The sequence below is a fragment of the Mesorhizobium huakuii genome, assembly GCF_030160235.1.
Taxonomy (GTDB): domain Bacteria; phylum Pseudomonadota; class Alphaproteobacteria; order Rhizobiales; family Rhizobiaceae; genus Mesorhizobium; species Mesorhizobium huakuii.
The window spans coordinates 24,412-40,563 of record NZ_BSNY01000029.1; the positions used below are offsets into that span (position 1 = coordinate 24,412).

Below are 16,152 nucleotides of genomic sequence, written 5' to 3' on the forward strand. Positions count from 1 at the left end.
AACAGGCGATGCGAACGATGGCCGAAACGACAATCAAGATCGCGACATGCGGCCCGAAACGCGGTGGCCAGACGCAATGAGCGGCGGGCGGAAGACGAGGCCATAGGTGCAAGAGGCCAAACGAATGTTGATCCGCACACTATCTGCACTGGAATGTACGAAGGTGTTGACGGCCAATCGGCTTGCCGCCCTGGCGTGCAGCAGAGACGCGCAGCCTTACGTGGTGCCGATCTATTATGCCTACGCGGAGAACCATCTTTATGCTTTTTCGATGCCTGGCAAGAAAATCGAGTGGATGCGAAGCAATCCAAAAGTGTCGCTTCAAGTGAACGAACGGGGCGAAGAGCGGGACTGGAGAAGCGTGATTGTCGATGGTCTTTACGAGGAGCTGCCGGATCGAACTGGCTACAAGGAGGAACGAGGCCATGCGTGGGCGATGCTCAGCAGGCATTTTGACTGGTGGGAGCCGGGGGCACTCAAACCGGTGACACCTGCGCTATCGCACCACTCGCCTCACGTATTTTTCCGGATTGTCGTCAAAGAGCTGTCGGGGCGCGAAGCAACGGAATCAGCAGTTACCTAGCATCGGGCGGGGTGATATACGGCGCCGAACAAGATTCGCGGCGGTATGAGATCCGGGAGGGCGGTCGGAAGATAATGCAATGTCGCACCATGCATTCGCATTCGGCGGTCCTCTGAACCGCAAGAACCAAAGTTTCGTCACAGGCTATCGTGACCTTCGACCGGCTGGAAGGATTTCTTAGCCCACGGGTCCCCTAGCCTTGCGGCGCACTTGCTGAGAATTGGCAGGACTCGGATTGGCGGGCCAATGGTGCCGTGACCGGCCAAGGGAAGCGCTATGAAAGTGTCGATGCCCACAATCAGGAGTTTGACGAGCATCAAGGCGCAGCTCTGGCTTCCCGGCGACCCTGCTGCACGTTCCAGAGGAGGCACTGAAATGGGCTTCAATACTATAATGGTTCAGCTCGATGTGGATTCTCCGGCAGCTCAGCGAGCGAGTTTTGCCCTGAAACTGGCCAGACAGTTCGAAGCCACACTGATCGGTTTTGCGGCAGCCGATCCGTACGTGTTTGTTCCGGGGATGCACGGTGACTTGGCGGCGGCGGAGATCATTCGTCAGCGCAGCGAAGAGATCGAGGAACACCTTAAGACCCTGAAGCAGGAGTTCCTGAGCATCGTCGGAGACGATGCGTCGTGGCGTGAAGAGATCGGCGATCCGACAGGTCTCCTGGCTACGCATGCGCGCGCTGCAGACCTCATAGTAACTGGAGCGCCGACCCCAAGTGCTGCCGACGACCATCGCCGGGTGGTGGATATCGGAACGTTGATCCTGTCGGCCGGACGTCCTGTTTTGCTTGCCGCGGACAAGCTCGCTCCGCTCGACACCACGAAGGTAGTGGTCGCATGGAAGGACGCTCGCGAGGCTCGGCGGGCGGTCGCCGATGCCATGCCCTTTTTGACCAATGCACAGGATGTGCTCGTGGCGACGATCGAGGAGCAGAACCAGAGAAACGCGCGCGAAAATATCAGCGACGTCATCCGGTTCCTGATGAGACACGGCGTCAAGGCGAGATCTGAAGTGCTGGGTGTGGGCCATGCGGACGCTGGCGAAGCAATAGCCGAGCTTGCTCGTGGAATGGGCGCCGAACTTGTGGTCGCGGGCGGCTACGGTCACAGCCGCGTCCGTGAATGGGCCTTTGGCGGCATGACTCGCTCCCTAATTGAAGAAGGCTCGGTCAACCGGCTGTTTTCCAACTGACTTCTGTCGCTGTGAACAAAGCCCCATATGAGACTCGTTCGGCGCAGTGGCAGCCTCCAAAGCCGCAACCGTCCGTTGACTTTGCCGCAATGCGCCTTCCTCCGAAATGGGGACGTCGAACCACCCTCGGCAGCTGAGCGCCAAGGCGTCAGGTGGTGATGCGCGCGCTGTTGCTTCGATCTGCATCAACGACGCATTGGAGAGTCGCTTGCGGCTTGCGACGGTTCGGGTTTGATCAATTCTTCGAGATCAGGTTCCCCGCAGCGAGACAACATGGCGCTGCGCACAGATTCCCGCAGTCGCAGCACGGACGCGAAATCAGTACCGGATGGCGCAACCGGCTCAGCGATCTCGACACTGATCGCAGCGTATCTGGGGAACCATTGGTCGCTTCGAAGCATCGATCGTGTTCCGCAAATGACGCCAGGCAGGATGGGTAGGTTCGCTTCTGCAGCGACCTTGAACGCGCCAAGATAAAACCCCGAGAGCCCGGCCCTTCGGGTGAATGAACCCTCCGGAAAGAAGACCAAGATACGGCCGTGGCGCGCGAGAGCGATCAGCGCTTCTGTATCCGTCAGGCTACTGGAGACGTCATAACGCTCGACAAACGGAATGCCCAGGCGCCGCAGGAGGGGGCCCGCAATGAGCTGTCCAGCCAGCTCTCTCTTGGCGACGATCGCTGGTTCGCCTGGGAGAATCGCAGCAAGTACAAGCGCGTCCATATAACTGGAGTGATTGAAAACCAGCATCGCATCTCGGTCTGGAATTCGCTCGATTCCGGTGATCGAGACGGGGACACCCATTGCCGCAAGGGTCGCGCGGCCAATCCCTCTGAGCGCAGACCAGCGCCAGGCGAGGCTCGGGAGGACGATGACGGCGAAGCCCCCCAACAGGAATGCACCGCCAAGCACCACCCACCAGCGGGCCGCATATAAGACCTCGCGCGCCAGTCGCGCCAAGCGCCGTGCCTGCGGACCGACCCCCGACAACGTCAGGCGCAGCAGTTGCAGCCATAGGGTGCGTTGAGCCAACCCAATGGCGCCGGTTTCATAAAGCTCCTTTGCCGCACCGCGGCGGATCTTACCGCTTGATGTCTTTGGTACCGTGCGTGGCGGTGCCAGGACGATTTCATCGGGTGGCGTGCCGGCGATGTCGGTCGTGATCTCGAACGCTCGCGCCTGAAGCGCCACCCGAGCAGCCGGGTCGGACTCGCGCGTTTCGGCCAGCACAACTACACGCTCGGTACCCGAGATCCGATCGGTCGCGCCAAATACCGCGACCCCGCCCTTGCGGATCCCAGGAATACCGGCGACTGCCTCTTCGATCTCCTGCGGATAGAGATGCCGGCCGGCGCGAATAATGATGTCCTTGACGCGGCCAGTGACATAGACATCTCCCTTGGCCATATACCCGCGATCGCCGCTATCAAGCCACCCATCACGAAAGAGCTCACGGGTCTTTGTCTCACTGCGGAAATAGCCGCCGGTCGTCGACGGCCCGCGGAACTCGATCCTCCCTTCCCGCCGTTCGCCGAGTTCGTAGCCCGCTTCATCAACAATCCGAATTTCGTGGCCGGGCAGCGGTTGGCCACAGGCCACGATTTCGAGTGGCTTGGTGTCGTCTGCTTTGGCGGGCTCTGCCACTCCGTGAGTGCTCAGTCGATCACGTTTGACACGATCAACAACAGGCAGGCGGCCGAGCGGCGGAAAAGCCAACCCGACCGAGCTCTCGGCAAGGCCGTAGACTGGTGCCATCGCCTGTGGAGGAAAGCCAAAGCGGCCGAACCGCTCGATGAAACGACGTAATGTCTCCACTCTTACCGGCTCTGCGCCATTCGCGACCATACGCAATGAGCTGAGATCGAGGTCCTTGAGGTCAGCATCGGCAACCTTGTTGAGGCACAATTCGAACCCGAAGTTGGGCGAGGCGGAGAAGGTGGCTCGAAAGCGATGGATCGCCCAGAGCCAAGCCTCCGGTCGTACCAGAAAGCTCAACGGTGACATCGCATAGAGCGGAGCAGCATAATGGAGGCAGCCAAGCCAGGCGCCAATCAGACCCATATCGTGATAAAGTGGCAGCCAGCTGACGAAGACGTCGGTCGAACTCGCTTGCATGACCCCACCCATCGCGCGGATATTGGCAAGCAGGTTCGCGTGACTGAGCACTACACCTTTCGGGTCCCCGGTGCTGCCAGACGTATATTGGATGAGCGCGATGGAATCGGAGGCACTCGGCCGCGGCAGATCGACGAGTGGCGGCGATGTGTCTAGCTCTCCAACGCTTTCGACTCTATTCAACGTGTCCACTAGCGCGCCAAGCAGTCCGGCGAGCTTCCGCCCCTCCGGCATTGTAATGAGCAGGCACGCACCGGCATTGCGTAGAATACCCGTCTGCCGGCGCAAATGCTCCTCGAGCTGCGAAAGCCTCATTGGTGGATAGATCGGCACCGGAATGGCGCCGGCATAGAGGATGCCGAAGAACGCTGCGAAAAAATCGATGCAGGTCGGAAGCATCAACGCAACGCGATCCCCTGCCGCAACATCACGAGCAATCAAACCGCTCGCGATGTTGCGCGCCCTGGCTGCGAGCTCACGATAGGTAAGAGCGCCAAGAACCGTCACCTCGTCCTGCAGCACCGTTACGTGCAAACGGTCCGGATGCCGCGCAACATGCCACTCGAGAACTTCGACCAGTGTCCGCGCTTCTATCGCCGCCGGAACGGAAGGAAGTGCAGAAACCGGCGGGGTTTCGAAAGCAATCCGTTCACACTCAGGTCCGGCCTGTTCCAGCGCCCGTAAAAGGTCACGGACGGTTTCGGCCTCGCCAATGGTTTGAGCAGGTAGTCGTACCCGGAATGCACGCTCGATCCGCAGTATCAGCTCGGTTCGACCCAGGCTGTCAATCCCGAGATCGCGCTCAATCCGGCTTGACGGAGCGATACTAATGAACCTGATCCGCTGAGGATGCAGTTCGCGCACAAGTTCCGAAACGACCCCGATCAGATCGCGTTCGCGCGCCTCCTGCTCTGCAGCCCCGGCAGGTGGGTCCGATTGCTCAAGGTGCTTCGACATAGGTCAAAGAATAGCCCCCCATGTCGAATAGATTTTGATGCCGGTCAATCGTTCGCCTCGTCCAGTGTCCACAAAGGCTAGCCGCCCTGCTGGCTTCGGGATGAAGATGAATAGGTCTTGTGCGCCCACCTCTTTGGCGTGAACCATCAAACGTGAGAGTGGCCTTTTCGTCATAATGGCGACCTGTCGCCATCCAGTTCCTGCGAGGTCTGCTGCGAGCAGCTCCGTGGAGGGCACCCTCCGTGGGGCGCCCAGTCGGCGGAATGCTGCCCCCAGGCATCCATCGAACCTCATCACTGCCGAGCGCCGCGGGCCGCTTGTTTGGACGTGGTTGGTCAGGACCCTATGAAGCCAGCGAGTTTGCGTGCCCGCCGGGAATCGCGGATCTTCTGAAGCGCTCTCGCTTCGAGCTGGCGGATTCGCTCGCGGGTTACGCCGAATACCTTGCCAACCTCCTCCAGCGTGTGCTCGTCGCCGTTAATGCCGAACCGCATCTGCAGGATACGCTGCTCGCGCGAGGGCAGTTCGGCGATCGCCTCGGCGATCGATCGCTTCAGCGCGCTCGCTTCCGCCGCCTCCTGCGGATCGACCGCGTCGCGCGATTCAATCAGGTCGCCCAGAGTTGCATCGCCGTCTTCGCCAACCGGAAGATCGAGCGACGTGGGTTCCTGAACCAATGACAGCACCTGCTCTATACGCGCAACCGGCATTCCAGCGCGGAGAGCGATTTCTTCCGGTTTCGGCTCGTGACCCGCCTCCTGGTGGAGCATATGCCTTATCCGCTGAACCCGCCTCGCGGTATCGTTCATATGCACCGGTACTCGGATCGTGCGCCCCTTGTCGGCAATCGCGCGCGCGATCGACTGGCGAATCCACCATCCGGCATAGGTGGAGAGTCTGAATCCCCGGCGATAGTCGAACTTCTCGATTGCGTGCATGAGGCCCATATTGCCTTCTTGGATCAGATCGAGAGGTTCGAGCGAACTCTTGCCCTGATAGCTCCTGGCAATCTGGATCACCAAACGCAGCTGCGATATGAGCATTTCTTCGCGCGCTGCCTCGAGCTTTCGCCGCGCCTTCCGGATGTCGGCGGCGACATGCCTGAATTCTGAAGCCGGAAGGCCCACCCGGCCAAGCCGAGCGATTTCGTCCTCGTTGCCGCGAAACGTCTTCTGCTCATCCTCCAAGATCTCGATGAGCTGCGAAACACGATCGGGCCGCAGCGGCAGCGCGACCAAAGCGACCGCAAAGCTGGAGACGAGTTGCTGCAGCCGGATGCGGAGTTCCTCGGCGAGGTCGCGTCCGCGCGAAACGGCAGTGATCCGCTCCTGGTTCAAGCCGGCAATTTCGGCGGCGAGATGTCCAAGTTCGTCCAGACGCCCCGCAAGAACAGGCGCAAGCTGTGAGTCCGCGGCTGGTCCGGCATCTTCGTCTTCGGTCAGCGAGCCGACTGCCTCTCTCCCATGGCTTTCAGGAACGGGTCGGGCCTCGGCATCTACAGCCTGCGACATATCGACAAGATCATTGAGGCGCAGCAGCCCAGTGGCTGCTTCCCGCGCCCAGGCCGCGACGCGCTCGACGAGCATCGGAACATTGCACAGCCCCGTGACAACTGCATGCTGCGCCGTCTCGATCCGCTTGGCGAGCGCGACCTCCTCCTCGCGCGAAAGCCGCTTGCCCTTGCTGGTTTCAACGCGATAGGCGCGCATGGCGTCGTGATTGGGGGCGTCCTTCCTCGACTCTTGCGCCTTCAAACTGGTCGCCCTGCCGTTCCCGGACGCTGGTCCCCTCACGGCGGTCTCTTCTGACGGAGAGGGGGCGCGCATGCTCGGCTTTGGCCGCTCGAAACGACCGACTTCGGTCCGGATTTCAGACGGCAAGGCATTCCCTTCGCGGTGCACCGGTCTGTGCGCAGCGCAATCCAATTCAACCAGCATTTGATCCCCGTCCTCGCGGACTGGAGAATCAAGCAACCCGTGCATGGATGCATTCCTTTGGTATGCGCCGAGATCGAACAGCGCGGACAGGCGAATGGGCCGCTTCGGAGGCCTCACTCGTGGGACCGAGCCTCCTTCGGGCCAGCATCGCGGACGATCTTGGAGAACGGCGACTTTGCCGCCGCCTGGCACTGCTTGTGGCGCGATAGTTAGCTGGAAAATGGTGGCCGGGTGCAGAGAAATCAAGCTGCTTCAGGCTTCTCTAATAGAAAGCCTTATCACCGCCTCCATTTCGTGGACCCCAAGAGCGCCATGGAGGCCTAAGAGGCTCCGACCTCAATCTCGTTCAGGGCGCTGTCGACCCGAACACGTACCAGGCGTCGGCTTCGGCTGCGCCACGAACCGCTTCCGATCTGACAAGCCGGATAAGGCGGACGACCCGGCCTCGCACGCCAACGCGAATTTGGGCAGCATCGACGAGAGCGTCCTTTTCAAGCGCAATCCAGACAGCCTCCTCGATAAGGACAGGAGCGTCGTCCTCCAGCGGAGCAGTTTCGATTCTGTTGATCACATCCGGGCTGCCGGGCATCCACCAGGCCAGCAAGCCGGCGAGGCGTTTCGACGTAAGGCCCGGGAGTGACCGTTCAGCGTAACGACGCCATCCTGGACCTCGAACTCGGTCTCGCCGACGGCGTGATCCGCCGTGGCGCGCACCAGGGTGACGCCGACGTCTTGTCTGACCGCGCCCTCGGATCGCTTACGTCCATCCTGTTTAGGCCTTGAAGGACACCGCGCATGCGATCGCTCTTCCATTTGAGAGTGAGGAGACCAAAGAAATCGAGTTACGCAAAGTGCCATCATTTCGTTGGCACTTCTTGCGCGGCCGGATCCCTCCGTGGCGAGTCGACCTGGATTGGATAGAACCTCACGGACGAGAACTGCCTGGATTGATCCTGCTCAACGACAGACAGTGATCCCAATCTTATGAGTGCATCAGTGAGGCCTTGCTCTTGAAACACTTGGGATGCGAATCCGGCAATGACAGTCGCGAAAGATTTCAGCACCGCGGTGCAGACAGCCCAGACTTGGATTAATGAACTGACGCAACGCCTCGGCTGGCATGACCAGGAGCGCGTGTATACGGCTCTGCTCGCGGCCTTGCATGCGCTACGAGATTGCCTGGGGCGCAACGAGGCGGTCTATTTGGGTGCACAGCTGCCGCCCCTTCTGCGTGGCTTCTACTACGAGGGATGGCATCCCGGCGGACGCAGAGCTGCGTTGAGTCGTAGCGCGTTTCTCGACCGCATCCATGACGGCGTGCACCGCGATCCAGCCGTAGATCCGGAGCAGGTTGCCCATGCGGTGCTCGCACTTCTTGCATCCCGACTCTCGCCTGCGGAGCTAGAGGGTGCCAAGGCCGCGACACCCAGATCATTGCATCATTTCTGGCCAAGCTGATCGGCAGGCCCCATGAAGCAAAAGCCACGGGCGCATCAGAAGCAAGCTGGAAGCGGACCGATCGATAACGCCCTCGACACGCGCAGTTTGTCCTCGACTTGGCGAGTGCTTCACCAGCGCGGATTCGAATTCTTCGTGCGGACGGCGGGCTCTACGCATCAGCGAGTTCGAACAACGTGACCGCGGTCGGATTACGCCGCTCGGTAGCGCATTCAGAGCCCCCGGCACCAATCGGAGTCTGCGATCGCTCGAACACTCATCTGGTCTCGCTAACCCCTAGCGCCATTCGAAAGGGCGACAAAAGTGAACGTCGACGTCTCGTCGGTTGATGTCCCGGGATTCGTCGGTCCTTACCTGGCGCTGTTCGTTACTGCGATCGCATACGAAAACGTCGCGATCCTTGCTGCGGCTTATCTTATTATCGAACATGAGGCATCTGCATTGCCCGTCACGTTGATTGTCCTTACCGGCATAGTTACGGGTGACTGGCTCATCTATGGGCTCGGCGCTGCTGCACGGCACTTTCCGGTCGTACGTCGATGGCTTGGAGGTGAGAGGGCGATCAGATCACGGCGCTGGCTGGATGATCACCTTCTCACCCTCGTGATCGCAGCGCGGCTCTTTCCCGGTCCCGGCGTCCTGTTTCCTACCTTCGCTGCCTTTGGCGGTCTGGGTATCCCTTTCTGGCGGTTTGCGCGCGCGACAGTCATAACGGCAGCATTTTACACGCCGCTGGTTCTTCTGCTCGTTGTCTCCTTCGGTTCAGCCGTTGCAACGCGAGTCGGTTGGTCGGCCCGGGTATTCCTTGTGGCGGCCCTCGTAGTCGCTGCTGCGGGGCCGTGGACACAACGCCTATCGCGATGGATATGGGCACTACTCGAGCAGATTCACCTTGATGCTTCTGCCGTCCGCTGGCTCGGTCAGTTCACGCATCGGGGAATGCCGCGCCTGGCGGACTTGCGCGCACACGGCTCCATCGCCGAACACATTCCGCCGCCGTTGTTCTATGTGCCACTGGTCTTGCAGTGGATCGGTCTCGGTGTTCGCTATCGTTCATTCACCTTGCCGACGATCGCCAATCCAAACATCGAGCTTGCGGGGCTATTGGGAGAGTCCAAAGTCTCCTATCTCGACCAGATCCAGGGCGAAGAGCGGAAATGGCTGGCTCCCTACCTATCCCTGGTACGCGGGCCCAATGTTCCGGCCGCAGCAGACGTCAAGGCGGCGCTCTTTCAGATGTCAGAGGTGGGCCTCCACTTTCCCATCGTCGCCAAGCCCGACATCGGATGGCGCGGCTATGGCGTGAGGCTTATTCAGGATGCTGACGAATTGAACACCTATGTCGATGGCTTTCCACGTGGCGCGCGCCTTATCCTGCAGAAGACCATCGACTATGACGGGGAAGCTGGCGTCTTCTATCTTCGCCAACCGGACGAGCCTCATGGCCGCGTCCCTTCCCTTACGCTGCGCTATTTCCCCTTTGTCGTCGGTGACGGTCACAGCACGGTTCGCGAACTTGTAGACAAGGAGCCGCGAGCCAATTGGAAGGCCCAACTTCACCTCGGCATGAGGAGCCAGCACCGCGGATTTGCCAGCGAGCAATTGGATCAGGTGCCCGCAGCGGGCGAAATCTTCCGCCTGGCCTTCATCGGCAGCAACAGGGTCGGCGGCCTTTATCGCGATGCGAGCGCCTACATCACGCCTGAACTCGAGCGATGCTTCGACACGATCTCTCGCGCCATGCCGGAATTCTACATCGGCCGTTACGACATTCGGTTCGCATCGATCGATCGGCTGCAGCAGGGACAGGATTTTGCTATCATCGAGATCAACGGCGCCGGTGCGGAGGCCATCCACGTTTGGGATCCGAACATGGGACTTGGTGAGGTCTACCGCACGCTCTTCACTTACCAGGAAACCTTATTCCAGATCAGCGCCAAGAACCGAGACCGAGGCTTCACGCCCGCTTCTATGAGCCAATTACTTCGCGCGATTCGCAAGCAGAACGCCTTGATCCGTCGTTATCCGCCATCGTCTTGATAACAGCAGAACCGAACTCCCACCAAACAGGCAAGACCGTTTATCGCTCGATTATCGATATCAGAAGCCTGCCGTGGAGACATCCGCGGCGGCGAAAGCAAGGTCGTCATCGCTGCCAAAACGCAGACGCCCGGGCTTTCGCGACGGCTGGATCAAGCGCTCGAATTTCGCCGACGCGGCCGCAGTAGCTTGAACGGCCGCTGGGCGGGAAGCGTGATCCCGCCGCGCGCACATTTCTTGCACTTCATTGATCGCAATCAAGGCTTCGACACTTCGGACCGTATTAAGTGGCTATCCCACAGGCGAATTCGACGCGCGCAGACTGGGAGAGGCAAAGATGTTTGAAGCACGGGTAAAATTGCCGCCTCAGACGAAAGGGCCGGTGGTCTGGCATGCGAACGTACAGAGCGGATCGCATCCCGTCGAGCGGCTGCGGACGGAGATCAACCGCCGGCTCGATGATCTTCTGCGAGGCTATTGGCATGTTCCCTTCAGGCGGTCGGCAATCGACGTCGAGCCTTATCTGCGAGGAGACGTCGGCTTCGGCACAGTGCCCGCCGTCGACATTGTCGAGACGGCCGACAGCTACAGGCTTACAGCCGAACTTGCTGGCCTGGATCCTCGAAAGGTCAGCGTTAGATTCGCTTATGGCACGCTGACGATTGAGGGAGAGAAGGAAGAGGCGAAAGGTGACGAGAAGCTCGACCATTTCCTGTCGGAGCGCCGCTACGGATCCTTTCACCGCTCCTTCCGGGTGCCCGACAGTGTGGACGCAGACAAGACCGACGCGAGCTTCAAGAACGGCGTCCTTACAGTAACGCTGCCAAAAACATCCGAAGCGCGCATGCAAGAAAAGCAGATTGCCGTAAAGACCGCTTGAAGGTGCGGCGGCGCCTGTCTTTTCGTCACAGCGCGTGTCCGATGCTGACCCGCGGCGGGCCGCTGTGATGGATGAGGTTCAGCTGGAGGGGCGCGCCGGATTCGTGCGCGCACCTTCATTGGCGGGCAAAAGCGAAATCTTTGGGATCTTGCGCCCAGCCCACTCGGAGACCGGCCCGCTGGAGTGCGGCAATGTTTCAGGCCGGGGGGATATGATGCGAAAAGTGGGGCTCACGATTGCATTCGTGCTGACTGGAATGGCAGTGCTGTTTGCGCTTCAGAACATGACGCAGATCGAATTGACATTTCTCTTCTGGACCTTGCAGACGCGACGCTTCGTCGTCGTTATCGCTTCGGTAATGGCCGGAATTGCGGTTGGGATATCGCTCGCCTTTTTGCTGGGTATCCCCCGGCGCGATGGATCCGCAGATTAGGCGACGAATCTGTTCTCGTGGAAGACTGGCAAGCTTGCGCTGCTTTTCTTTTGTCGAGGCGACACCGTCGCCGGCTTCCTTCCCGTTCTGGAGGAATGGGCGGACATCGTCCTTGGGCTTTGGCTCGTTTGACTCCCGTGGGCGCTGAATTTCGTCGTCTCGCCGAGCGCGCGCTGGAGCTAATGGAGGAACGTCAGACCGGCCACGCGTGAGGTGTTGGTCCATGTCGACGGCGGCTCCTGATTCGGCAGGCTCCGCCGTCGCACATCAGTCAGTGGGATTGAGCAATCGCGACAGTGGATCGAATAATCCATTCGCTGATGCCGACGCCATGATGATCGTCAAAGTGGAACGCTCGGTTTCACCGCAGAGGTTTTGGTCCGCCAGCTTTAATGGCGACCCGTCGCGACTGAACCTCAAATGCGTTGAGTCTCTCACTGATCCCAACAGGGTAAGGGGGGCGAACGACCTCCATGCGACGAATTGATTCCGGCAATTCGGCGATCATTTCCGCAGTTCTCTCCCTCCTTCGCGCGAGCGGCAGGGGCGTCTGATGTCGTCTGCCTCGGGACATCTTCAGCTGCAGCAGTGGTTGGCCCGGCAAAGTTTCTCCGTTGCGAGCGATTATGTCGCCTACGGCGTGGCCCTCACGAAAATGCCGGAACACCTGCTTACGTCCGGGAAGGATGCGCTTGCCGGCGGAGAGTTTCATGCGGCCGATGCCGTCATACTCGGTCAGTTTGTAGGCGATATCAAACGCCGGAGCGTCAGTTGACACCATCATGCTCGTGCCAACCCCGAAAGCATCAATGGGGGCCCCTTCGCCAACGAGATGGTCAATCTTCCACTCGTCGAGGCTTCCGCTCGCGAATATTCGAACGCTTCCGAGACCGGCACCGTCCAGAATCTGCCTAGCGCCGCGGGAAAGCTTGAGAAGGTTTCCCGAATCCAATCTAACGGCCTGGATCTCGAATGACGCCCCGACCTCCCGTGCCAAGGCGGCGACGGCCTCCACGCCCGCCAGCGTGTCATAGGTGTCAACGAGGAGCGTTGTATTCGGGAACAGGTCTGCAAACGCCCGAAAGGCCTTCATCTCGCTCGGAAAGGCTTGGATGAAGCTGTGCGCCACTGTGCCCACGGCCGGAATACCATACTCGCTGGCGGCCTGTACATTCGAAGTAGCCGAAACTCCGGCGACGAAGGCGGCGCGGGCACCCTTGATCGCGGCATCCAAGCCATGCGCCCGCCGCCCGCCAAAATCGACGACGTCACGGCCTTGCGCCGCCTCGACGATGCGAGCCGCTTTCGATGCAATCATCGTCTGGAATCCGATTTGGTTCAGCACAAGCGTTTCAAGCAGTTGCCCTTGTGCGATTGGCGCCACGATCTCGAGTATCGGCTCATTCGCGAATACCGGCGTGCCTTCGGGCATCGCGTAAATATCGCCGCTGAACCGAAAGGTCTTCAGCCACGACAGGAATTCCGGTCTGAACCTATGCAGCGATGCAAGATGCGCAATGTCTTCGCCTTGAAAGCGGAAGGCATCGATATCGTCAAGCAGAGTTTCCAGCCCGCAAGCGATCAGGAAATTGCGATGTGGCGGAAGCTTGCGCACGAACAGACTGAAGACGGCAGTCTTGTCCATGCCAAGAGCATGATAGGCCTCGAGCATCGTGAATTCGTACAGATCGGCGAAAAGTGCGGAGACAGACATTGCCAAGGGCTCTTGCTGGGAAGAAGCGTTGGTCTACCGACCACTCATCAAAGCCGGGATCAGGACCGCCCGTCGTTGATCCGTATCAAAAGTGCAGCCAAAGGGTCTTTTGAACAGACGGGAGCGCGATTCACCGGCTGAGCACTTGGCGAACTGTGTACGCAGGGGAGCTCTACAGCTCGATCAAGGCCTGAATGTAATTGGCGCGCGAGCCGCTCTTGCAACCTCCCCCCCGCGCTCCGTCAAGTTTCAAACGCAAGTGCTCTGGCTTGAACCGGGTGCTGGCGCGCCGGGCCTGGGGATGGATTCTTGATCTGTCGCAATGCGGCACCGGTACTGCAGGGGCATAATTAATCGATGGGTATCCACAACGCCGACATTTCTGCGATGCTCAATCGAATGGCCGATCTATTGGAGATCGAAGCGGCCAATCCATTCCGGATACGCGCCTATCGGCGAGCCGCGGCCACCATCGACGATCTGCCGGAGAACATTCCCGGCATGCTAGCAGAGGGTCGGCCACTGTCCGATCTTCCCAGCATCGGCGAGGACCTTGCAGGCAAGATTGAGGAGTTCGTCAACACAGGTCACTTGCAAGCTCTGGAAGAGGTTGAGGCGCGGACGCCGTCGACGCTGGCGGCGTTGACTGCAATTCCGGGGCTGGGACCAAAGCGGGTGCACACGCTGCACGAAGCGCTTGGCATCAAGTCGCTGGATGATTTGGCAAAGGCTGCCAAAACGGGAAAGATCCGCGACCTTCCACGGTTCAGCGCCGCGGCCGAGGCAAAGATCCTTGACGAAATTGGCAAGCATCGCAAGACGGAGCGGCGTTTCAAGATATCCACTGCTGAAGATTTCGCAAACGGCCTTACGACGTATCTCAAGGCTGGTCCCGGCATCGAGCGCGTGGTAGTTGCCGGCAGCTTTCGACGCCGCAAGGAGACTGTCGGCGATCTCGACATCCTCGTCACTTGCGAGAAGGGTCCGGCAGCAATCGATCACTTTGCCGCATACGACGAAATCGCCGAGGTCATATCGAAGGGAACGACCCGCTCGACCGTCCTCCTGAAAGCGGGCATGCAAGTCGATGTCCGGGTGGTCCCCGAAGAGAGCTACGGAGCGGCCCTTCATTATTTCACCGGATCCAAGGCGCACAACATCGCAGTGCGCAAGCTCGCCCAAGCCAAGGGTCTGAAGCTTAACGAATACGGCGTGTTCAAGGGCTCGAAGCGGATTGCCGGACGGACGGAGGAGGAGGTCTTTCGGACAGCTGGGCTGCCCTTCATCGAACCGGAGCTGCGCGAAGATCGCGGAGAAATCGAAGCCGCGCAGGTTGGGAAGCTACCCGCCCTCGTTGCCCTTTCAGATATTCGCGGCGATCTTCATGCCCACACCAAGGCCTCCGATGGCAAGAGCAGCCTGGCAGAAATGGCGGAAGCCGCGAAGGCTTCAGGCTACGAATATCTCGCCATCAGCGATCATTCCAGGCACGCCACCGTAGCGCACGGACTGGACGCCAAGCGTCTAGGCTCCCAACTCGACGAAATCGATCGCATGAATGACCAGTTTGGCGACTTTCGGCTGCTCAAATCCTGCGAGGTCGACATTCTCGCGGACGGCAAGCTCGACCTGCCCGACGGTATCCTAAAACGCCTCGATTTCACTGTATGCGCCGTCCATTTCAGGTTTGAGCTCAACATAGAGGAACAAACGCAACGCATTCTCCGCGCAATGGACAATCGCTATTTCAACATCCTGGCCCATCCAACCGGTCGGCTGCTCGGCGAACGGCCGGGCTATGCGGTGGATCTCGATCGAGTAATCGAGGCGGCCAAGGAGCATGGCTGCTTTCTTGAAGTAAACGCGCATCCGACCCGGCTCGACCTTGACGACATCCATTGCAGGCAAGCCAAGGAGGCAGGCGTCAAACTTGCGATCTCGACCGACGCGCATTCGACCGTTGGATTGAACGCCATGCGCTATGGCGTCGATCAGGCCCGTCGGGGCTGGATTGAGGCATCGGATGTCCTCAACACCCGCCCCTGGAAGGAGCTCAAAGGGCTGTTTGCCCGCTAGTCCAGGCATCGAAGGGCGACGTCTCGTGTGGTCGCAGAAGGCAGGACGATGGAAGCAGGTGACATCATGACGGTGGACACGTCAACAGTCGGCCCCGAGGCTTCCATCATGGACGCGGCGCGCATCATGCTGGACCGTCGCATCAGCGGGTTGCCGGTTATCGAGCAAGGCGGCACCTTGGTCGGAATTGTCACGGAGCGCGATCTCCTGCGACGGCCAGAGATCGGTACCCAGCCAGAACGCCCACGATGGGTTGAATTGTGGCTCACCGCCGAGGAACTGGCGGAAGAGTATGTGCGCGCCCATGGACGAAGAGTAAGGGATGTGATGACGCCCCAAGTCGTTAGTGTTGGTATCGACACGCCGGTGAGCGAGGTTGCTGCGCTGATGCAACGCCACGGCATCAAGCGCCTGCCGGTTGTTCGAGACGGCAAGGTAATTGGAATCGTGAGCCGTGCAGATTTATTGCTGGCTCTATCGCGACGGATCGACAAGACACCAAGTTCGGTCGTCAAAGACCTGTCCATCCGCAGAGGCATCCTGCAGGAGATCAAAGAACAGAGGTGGGCCCCAAGGCCCGCCATAAACGTTGTCGTCCGCGACGGCGTTGTGGAATTGAACGGAACGGTGACGAATGAGCATGTGCGTGACGCCGTTCGCGTCGCGGCGGAGAATGCGCCCGGCGTTAAGCGAGTGGCTGACAATCTACGAACCATCACATCCACGGCGACCAAGACTTGAGCGGCGACAGTGGCGCGAAATC

General features: G+C 59.9%; 11 protein-coding genes. 8 read left to right on the forward strand and 3 right to left on the reverse strand.

Annotation, left to right across the window (positions count from 1 at the left end; genetic code table 11):
- Positions 1-124 precede the first annotated feature (124 nt).
- Together QQK95_RS15630 and QQK95_RS15635 are read left to right on the forward strand one after the other, a co-directional pair.
- Entirely contained in the window at positions 125-583 is a 459-nt protein-coding gene (locus tag QQK95_RS15630) for a pyridoxamine 5'-phosphate oxidase family protein (RefSeq protein WP_284274172.1), read from the forward strand.
- 276 nt (positions 584-859) lie between these two features.
- Positions 860-1,780, forward strand: a complete 921-nt coding sequence (locus QQK95_RS15635; RefSeq protein WP_284274174.1) for a universal stress protein — start codon at positions 860-862, stop codon at positions 1,778-1,780.
- Positions 1,781-1,965: 185 nt separating this feature from the next.
- Here QQK95_RS15635 and QQK95_RS15640 read toward each other — a convergent pair whose 3' ends face one another.
- Together QQK95_RS15640 and QQK95_RS15645 are read right to left on the reverse strand one after the other, a co-directional pair.
- On the reverse strand, positions 1,966-4,851 hold the full coding sequence (locus QQK95_RS15640; RefSeq protein WP_284274176.1) for an AMP-binding protein: 2,886 nt from the start codon (positions 4,849-4,851) through the stop codon (positions 1,966-1,968).
- A 335-nt stretch (positions 4,852-5,186) separates the two neighbouring features.
- Positions 5,187-6,605 carry a sigma-70 family RNA polymerase sigma factor gene (locus tag QQK95_RS15645; protein ID WP_284274178.1) on the reverse strand — a complete coding sequence of 473 codons (1,419 nt, stop codon included), beginning with the start codon at positions 6,603-6,605 and terminating at the stop codon, positions 5,187-5,189.
- A gap of 1,221 nt (positions 6,606-7,826) precedes the next feature.
- Between QQK95_RS15645 and QQK95_RS15650 the strand changes: the two genes are divergently transcribed.
- The 4 genes from QQK95_RS15650 (at position 7,827) to QQK95_RS15665 (ending at position 11,599) form a co-directional block, all read left to right on the forward strand.
- The gene (locus QQK95_RS15650) at positions 7,827-8,246 is read left to right on the forward strand and encodes a DUF2267 domain-containing protein (protein WP_240565255.1); all 420 of its coding nucleotides are present in this window, start codon (positions 7,827-7,829) and stop codon (positions 8,244-8,246) included.
- A gap of 303 nt (positions 8,247-8,549) precedes the next feature.
- Entirely contained in the window at positions 8,550-10,286 is a 1,737-nt protein-coding gene (locus QQK95_RS15655) for a VTT domain-containing protein (RefSeq protein ID WP_284274182.1), read from the forward strand.
- A gap of 337 nt (positions 10,287-10,623) precedes the next feature.
- Positions 10,624-11,166 (forward strand): Hsp20/alpha crystallin family protein, encoded by a 543-nt coding sequence (locus QQK95_RS15660; RefSeq protein WP_284274183.1) that lies wholly within the window; start codon positions 10,624-10,626, stop codon positions 11,164-11,166.
- Between the two features lie 67 nt (positions 11,167-11,233).
- Positions 11,234-11,599 (forward strand): LapA family protein, encoded by a 366-nt coding sequence (locus QQK95_RS15665; protein WP_284274185.1) that lies wholly within the window; start codon positions 11,234-11,236, stop codon positions 11,597-11,599.
- A gap of 361 nt (positions 11,600-11,960) precedes the next feature.
- Here QQK95_RS15665 and QQK95_RS15670 read toward each other — a convergent pair whose 3' ends face one another.
- A complete protein-coding gene (locus QQK95_RS15670) occupies positions 11,961-13,313 on the reverse strand; it encodes a nicotinate phosphoribosyltransferase (protein WP_284274187.1) in 1,353 nt (450 codons plus the stop codon).
- 357 nt (positions 13,314-13,670) lie between these two features.
- Here QQK95_RS15670 and polX point away from each other — a divergent pair, with 357 nt between their 5' ends.
- Both polX and QQK95_RS15680 read left to right on the forward strand, forming a co-directional pair.
- The gene (gene polX / locus QQK95_RS15675) at positions 13,671-15,389 is read left to right on the forward strand and encodes a DNA polymerase/3'-5' exonuclease PolX (RefSeq protein ID WP_284274189.1); all 1,719 of its coding nucleotides are present in this window, start codon (positions 13,671-13,673) and stop codon (positions 15,387-15,389) included.
- Positions 15,390-15,437: 48 nt separating this feature from the next.
- Positions 15,438-16,130 carry a CBS domain-containing protein gene (locus QQK95_RS15680; protein WP_284274190.1) on the forward strand — a complete coding sequence of 231 codons (693 nt, stop codon included), beginning with the start codon at positions 15,438-15,440 and terminating at the stop codon, positions 16,128-16,130.
- Positions 16,131-16,152 lie beyond the last annotated feature (22 nt).